Origin of the sequence: Aureivirga sp. CE67, assembly GCF_015767245.1 — a bacterium.
Lineage (GTDB): Bacteria > Bacteroidota > Bacteroidia > Flavobacteriales > Flavobacteriaceae > Aureivirga.
The window spans coordinates 45,645-52,416 of the sequence record NZ_JADOTV010000027.1 but is presented as its reverse complement, the minus strand read 5'-3'; the positions used below and the strand labels follow the sequence as shown (position 1 = coordinate 52,416).

The 6,772-nt window shown below is 32.7% G+C and carries 7 protein-coding genes; 2 read left to right on the top strand and 5 right to left on the bottom strand.

Going from position 1 to position 6,772, the window contains the following annotated elements; genetic code table 11:
- Positions 1–284: 284 nt before the first annotated feature.
- From tsf to rplM, 4 genes are all read right to left on the bottom strand, one after another.
- On the bottom strand, positions 285–1,106 hold the full coding sequence (gene tsf, locus I0K12_RS20150) for a translation elongation factor Ts (protein ID WP_196889986.1): 822 nt from the start codon (positions 1,104–1,106) through the stop codon (positions 285–287).
- A 119-nt stretch (positions 1,107–1,225) separates the two neighbouring features.
- A complete protein-coding gene (gene rpsB / locus I0K12_RS20145) occupies positions 1,226–1,969 on the bottom strand; it encodes a 30S ribosomal protein S2 (protein WP_196889985.1) in 744 nt (247 codons plus the stop codon).
- 176 nt (positions 1,970–2,145) lie between these two features.
- Positions 2,146–2,532: a 30S ribosomal protein S9 gene (rpsI, locus tag I0K12_RS20140; protein WP_196889984.1), complete on the bottom strand. Its 387-nt coding sequence runs from the start codon at positions 2,530–2,532 to the stop codon at positions 2,146–2,148.
- A gap of 3 nt (positions 2,533–2,535) precedes the next feature.
- A complete protein-coding gene (gene rplM, locus I0K12_RS20135; RefSeq protein ID WP_196889983.1) occupies positions 2,536–2,991 on the bottom strand; it encodes a 50S ribosomal protein L13 in 456 nt (151 codons plus the stop codon).
- A gap of 543 nt (positions 2,992–3,534) precedes the next feature.
- Here rplM and I0K12_RS20130 point away from each other — a divergent pair.
- A complete protein-coding gene (locus I0K12_RS20130) occupies positions 3,535–4,878 on the top strand; it encodes a hypothetical protein (protein WP_196889982.1) in 1,344 nt (447 codons plus the stop codon).
- 72 nt (positions 4,879–4,950) lie between these two features.
- Positions 4,951–5,499: a hypothetical protein gene (locus I0K12_RS20125; RefSeq protein ID WP_196889981.1), complete on the top strand. Its 549-nt coding sequence runs from the start codon at positions 4,951–4,953 to the stop codon at positions 5,497–5,499.
- A gap of 65 nt (positions 5,500–5,564) precedes the next feature.
- Here the strand turns inward: I0K12_RS20125 and I0K12_RS20120 are convergent, their stop codons facing one another.
- On the bottom strand, positions 5,565–6,710 hold the full coding sequence (locus I0K12_RS20120; protein WP_196889980.1) for a cystathionine gamma-synthase: 1,146 nt from the start codon (positions 6,708–6,710) through the stop codon (positions 5,565–5,567).
- Positions 6,711–6,772 lie beyond the last annotated feature (62 nt).

Below are 6,772 nucleotides of genomic sequence, written 5' to 3'. Positions count from 1 at the left end.
TGGTTAGATGCTTTTAAAGCTATAATTATAAGATATGAAAAACTAGAAAAAAACTGGACCAGTTTACATTATATTGCGTTTATAATTATACTTTTTAATAAAGTCTATTTTTAAACAGGTTCAAAGTCTCTTTTTTAATAAAAACTGTATTTATTAAAATTTTATGAATATTTAATTGCATTAACCATAGAATACCCTAAGCCAGAAAAAAATCTAAAAATAAAGCACAAAAAAAGGGAAACTCCATAGAATTTCCCTTTTTGATATATTTTTAAAAAAATTGATTATCCTAATGCAATTCTTCTGAAATCAGTAACAGTAACATCTCCAATAGACTTCACATACTCAGCAACAGTTTTCTTGTTGTCTTTGATGAACATTTGGTTCACTAACGTGTTATCTTTGAAGAAACGCTTGATCTTACCTTTAGCGATGTTTTCTAACATAGCTTCTGGCTTACCTTCAGCACGTAATTGATCTTTTGCAATCTCGATTTCTTTCTCGATAATAGCAGCATCAACACCATCCTCGTTTAACGCGATTGGGTTCATTGCAGCAGCTTGCATTGCAACATCTTTAGAAACAACATCAGCACCTTCAGCAACAGCAGATAACCCTACTAATGTAGCGATTTTGTTTCCTGCGTGGATGTAAGATCCTACGAATGGAGCCTCAACTCTTTCGAAAGATTTGATCTCTAATTTCTCTCCGATAACTCCTGTTTGCTCGATTAATTTATCAGCAACAGTCATTCCACCAAAGTCAGCAGCTAAAAACTCTTCTTTACTAGCGTAACCTAAAGCTAAAGTAGCTAATTCAGTAGCTAAAGCAACGAAGTTGTCATTTTTACCAACGAAATCAGTTTCACAACCTAAAACGATAGCAGCACCTACAGTGTTGTCACCATTTACTTTTGCGATTGCAGCTCCTTCAGTAGACTCTCTGTCAGCTCTCTTTGCAGCTACTTTTTGTCCTTTTTTACGAAGAATTTCAATTGCTTTATCGAAATCTCCTTCAGCTTCAACTAATGCTTTTTTACAATCCATCATTCCAGCACCAGTTGTCTTTCTTAACTTATTTACGTCAGCGGCTGTTATTTTTGCCATGGTATTTTCGTTTAAATTTTTAATAAATAAAGGTTACTACCAAAATTAATTGATAGTAACCAAAGATATATTTTTTTAAAAACCCTAAAATTAAATTAGGGTTAATATTTTTTTACAAATTATTCAGCAGAAGCTTCTTTTGCTTTCTTTTCTTCACTAGCTTTTTCTCTGCTAGCTTTTCTTTCAGCTAAACCTTCTGCGATTGCTTCAGTTACGTATCCTAATACTTTATCGATAGACTTAGAAGCATCATCATTTGCAGGAATTACAAAATCAATTCCTTTAGGGTTTGAGTTTGTATCAACCATTGCAAATATTGGAATGTTTAATTTTTGAGCTTCAGCAACTGCGATGTGTTCTTTTTTCACGTCCACTACAAAAAGAGCTCCTGGTAAACGAGTCATATCAACGATAGAACCTAAGTTTTTCTCAAGTTTTTCTCTTTGACGATCGATTTGTAATTTCTCTCTCTTAGATAAAGCAGCGAAAGATCCATCAACCTTCATTCTATCAATTTGAGCCATTTTCTTAACAGCTTTACGGATAGTTACAAAGTTTGTTAACATTCCTCCTGGCCATCTTTCAGTGATGTAAGGCATGTTTACAGCTTTTGCTTTCTCAGCGATGATTTCCTTAGCTTGCTTTTTTGTAGCAACAAAAAGAATACGTCTACCTGAAGTAGCGATCTTTCTTAATGCGTTAGACGCTTCTTCAATTTTAGCAGCAGTCTTATATAAATCGATAATGTGAACTCCATTACGCTCAGTATAAATATACGGAGCCATGCTAGGATTCCATTTTCTTGTCAAGTGTCCGAAGTGTACACCTGAGTCTAATAATTCTTTAATATCTATGTTTGCCATTTTGTTTCTTGTTTACGTTCCGTTGAGATAGCAATACACAAGTAGCGAGTTTTCTCGGTCTTATGCATTTAGATGCTAAACATAATTTCTAGATGGTCTCTAGAACAACGGCAACTGAATTTTTGTTTTGTAAAAATCTTGTATACACAAAGTGTAATACTCGAAATAAAAAACGATTAACGTTTTGAGAATTGGAATTTCTTACGTGCTTTCTTCTGACCGAATTTCTTACGCTCAACCATTCTTGGATCTCTTGTAAGTAATCCTTCTGGTTTTAACACTCCTCTATGCTCAACATTAATTTCACATAAAGCTCTAGAAATTGCTAAACGAATAGCTTCAGCTTGTCCAGTGATTCCTCCTCCGTAAACGTTTACTTTTACATCATAAGCAGCTTCGTTACCAGTTAAGGCTAAAGCTTGCTTTACTTTGTATTGTAAAGTTGCTGTTGGAAAATAATCATTTAATTCTTTTTTGTTTACTGTAATGTTCCCCTCTCCTGCTGAAAGGTAAATACGAGCTACAGCTGTTTTTCTTCTACCTATTTTATGAACAATTTCCATATATTATTTAAGGTCGTTTAAGTTAATAGCTTTAGGTTCTTGAGCTTCTTGTTTGTGCTCAGATCCTGCGTATACGTATAAATTTCTATATAAAGCGCTACCTAATTTGTTTTTTGGTAACATTCCTTTTACAGCTTTCTCAACTAAACGTGTAGGATCTTTCTCAAACATCTCTGTCGCTGTAAGTGATTTTTGTCCTCCTGGATAACCTGTGTGACGGATGTATGATTTCTCAGTCCACTTCTTTCCAGTTAAATTGATCTTCTCAGCGTTGATTACTACTACATTGTCTCCGCAATCTACGTGAGGTGTATAATTAGGCTTATATTTTCCTCTAATTAGTTTTGCAACTTTAGAAGCCAAACGTCCTAATGTTTCTCCGTTAGCATCAACAAGGATCCACTCTTTGTTTACAGTGTTCTTGTTTGCTGATACTGTTTTGTAACTTAATGTGTTCACACTAATCTTATTTGTCAATTAAACATTCCTATCCCGTAATCGGGTCTGCAAAGGTATAACTATTTCTTAATATAGCAAATAGGATTTTTATCATTTTTTTCTGGTGTTTATTTTTTAACATTTTAGAAAAATAAAATTATAACTCATTAAGGGTAAAATTCTTAGAATTGACGCTTCTTTATTTTTATTCCTATAAACTTTGTTAAAGTTCTGTGTTCTTTGCATGAGGGATTGAAATGGAAAGCTCGTAAAGGTTTTTTTTCTAGTTTTTTTGATCTTTTATAGCGACCAAAGGAAGCTAAATAAAAGATTTTAAAAAACTTAAAAAAAAACTGCGAACTTGAAATGGAAAGCCCGACCCAGAGGGTCATGCCCTAAAATTCACTTAATTTAACTTGTTGTTTTCATAATTTCTAAAGATGATTTTATTTTTTACTAATTTTTTCTTTTGAAAAATATAATTAAAAGGTAATTACTTGTTTTTTAACAGTGATTTATTTTTAAAAAGAGGAAATTTGAGAATCAACTTAAAAACCTTGTATTATGAAACCTTTACCCCTCCTCATAATACTAACCTTACTTTTTGTTATTGGATGTACGAAAGACACTATGGAATCGGACATGCAAAAGAACTCCGACACTGAATTGAATTCTAGAATGCTTGCTGAAAACGAATGTGTCGTATATGAATTGGTTCTTTCTTCTCAGAAGGAAGTGGACGAATTTAGGTGCGAAAGCGGAATCATTCAGGGAATTATTATTGTTTCTGGTGAAGACATTACAGATTTGTCTAATTTATCAGAACAAATCAAGAGTCTATATGGAGAATTGGTCATTCGTGATAATGCTGCTTTAGAAACGGTTTCTGGTTTTGATGATATTGATCGAATTTATACTCGATTGGTTATTATCGAAAATCCAAACCTGAAATCTATCGAGGGTTTTAATGGAATGATTGCCTCCAACTCTATTACTATTTATGAAAATCCGAATCTGGAAACGATCGCTGGTTTTAACGGATTGACAGATTTGGGGAATAATCTTCAGATTAGAGCAAATGAAAATTTGAAAGAAATTACTGCTTTTACTTCTTTAGGTAGATTGAATGGACATATTCATTTTTCAGATTTACCAAAACTAGAATCTATGGATTTCTTTGAGCGACTTTTTGCTCTGAATGGAATTGAAATTGAAAATACGGGAATTAAGGATGTTTCTTGGATAAATAAACTCGGTGATGGAAATTTGATTCAAGATAAAGTTCGGATTGTAAATAATCCTGAAATGACGGTTACCTATAATAATGATTTGTGTAAATGGGTTTCGAATATTTCTGATTTTGAAAATAATGTAGAAATTCATGGAAACAAAAGTGCTATTCTTGATAAAGCAAACTTAGAAAATTCTCCTTGTAGAAAAGTAAAAGTTCGCTATCAAGTTTATCATAATGAAAGAGTGCACCAAGCAATTCACACAAATATTGGTGGTAGGTATTTTGATAGAGATGGAAATCAACAAGATCTTGGTAGATTAAAATGTCATACAGGTTATACTTCCAACGAAGTTTTTGTTCCTCGTGGACATTTAGTTTCTGGAGATGCTGCTTGGGAATCTACTTTAATTGTTATTCCTATTTATGAGTGGAAACGTCTTTGGGCGGAACATGTTGGTAAAGAAGATAAGCATGAATATCCTTTGGCTGAAATTGTAATTGATGGAAGACATCAAGAGTTTATCAATCCTGGTTATAAGCCAACAATTACGGTTACAAAAAAGTATAAAGACTGGGATGGAAATGAAAAACATAGTATCGAAAAACGTTTTCATTTTTATGAACATAGTACGGGAGCTGGAAACTTAACTGGCCCGCATAATGTATTTTACTAATGAGTTTTTAAAAAAGTATTAAAATCAATGCGTTTATTTTTTTAGATTTGACAAAATTCAAAATTGTCATATATGTTAAAAAAATACGCTCTACTAGCTATCATTGCTTTTCCTTTACTTTTTTCTTGCTCTGAAGATCCGGTAGCAAAAGCCGAAAAAGAGGCAACTGCAAGTTCGAAGGAATTCTTTCAGTGGTATCTGAAAAACAAAAAAGAACTTTTAGAAAAAAGAAAAGCAATTGTATTTGTTGATGAAGGAGGATTTAATGCTGTAAATATGTTTAAAATCGATGATTATGTTTCTTTTTTGAAAAAATCTGGAAAGTTTAGTGAAGATTTCATTCAGAAAGAAAAAGAATATTGGTTAGGTGAATGTTTGGATGTAATTTTTGAAATGCAAGAAAAAGGAGTAAAAGGAGATCCTGCTGTTTTTCCTTGTAAATTCAATGAAAATCCTTTTTATCTTACTCCAAAAGAATTCACACAAGAAAGTATTTCTACCATGAATTTTCAGTCAGATTCTATCAGTTTAGAAAATGCTTCTTTAAAATATGGAAATCATAGTTTAAAACTTAAAAATAAAAATGGATCGTGGAAAGTCATGGACTGGGCTTCGAAATAATTCTTTTCATTTTCCAAAAAACATCCCAATTCTAAATGAAAGAATTGGGATGTTTTATTTTTATTTTAAATAAGCTCTAAAGCATTTTTTAAATCTTCAATTAAGTCATCTTTATCCTCAATTCCTACACTTAAGCGAATCAAAGAATCTACGACTCCTATTTTTTCTCTTTCTTCTTTTGGAATCGAAGCATGCGTCATCGAAACCGGGTGACCAACTAAAGATTCTACACCTCCAAGAGATTCTGCCAAAGTGATAATTTTCAGATTTTCTACAATTTTTAATGCATTTTCTAAATTATCTCCAACAGTTGTAAAAGAAATCATTCCACCAAAATCTCGCATTTGCTCTTTTGCAATCTCATGATTAGGATGTGTTTCAAATCCTGGCCAATATACCTTTTCTACTTTCGGATGTGAAGCTAAAAATTCTGCCACAGCTCTACCGTTTTCACAATGGCGCTGCATACGAACATGTAATGTTTTGATTCCTCTCAAAACTAAAAAACTGTCCATTGGTCCGCAGATTGCACCACAAGAATTTTGAATAAAATATAATCTGTCTGCTAAATCTTTATCATTAACAACTAAAGCTCCCATCACAACATCCGAATGACCTCCAAGATATTTTGTAGCAGAATGCATTACGATATCCGCTCCCAAATCCAGTGGATTTTGTAAATATGGTGTTGCAAACGTATTATCGACTACCAAAAGTAAATTATGCTTTTTAGAAACCTCCGCAGATTTTTTGATATCGATAATATTCATCATCGGATTGGTTGGTGTTTCTACCCAAACCATTTTTGTGTTTTCATTTACAAAATTCTCAATATTATCTGCATTTTCCATTCCAACAAAATGAAATTTGATTCCATATTGCTCAAAAACTCTTGTAAAAATTCGATAAGTTCCTCCGTATAAATCGTTGGTTGAAATAACTTCATCTCCTGGTTTTAGAAGCTTCAAAACACAATCTATTGCAGCCAAACCAGAACCAAATGCTAAACCAAATTCTCCATTTTCGATACTCGCTATAGCATTTTCTAAAGCAGTTCTCGTTGGATTCGAAGATCTTGAATATTCATAACCTTTATGCGCTCCCGGAGAAGTTTGTGCATACGTTGAAGTCTGATAAATCGGAGGCATTACAGCTCCTGTAGAAGGATCATGTTCTTGCTTTCCGTGTATTGCTTTTGTATTAAATTTCATTCTGTGTATTCTATTTTTGAAGTAAAAAGATAAACTTATAAGAAAATATCTCTTTCAAAAAT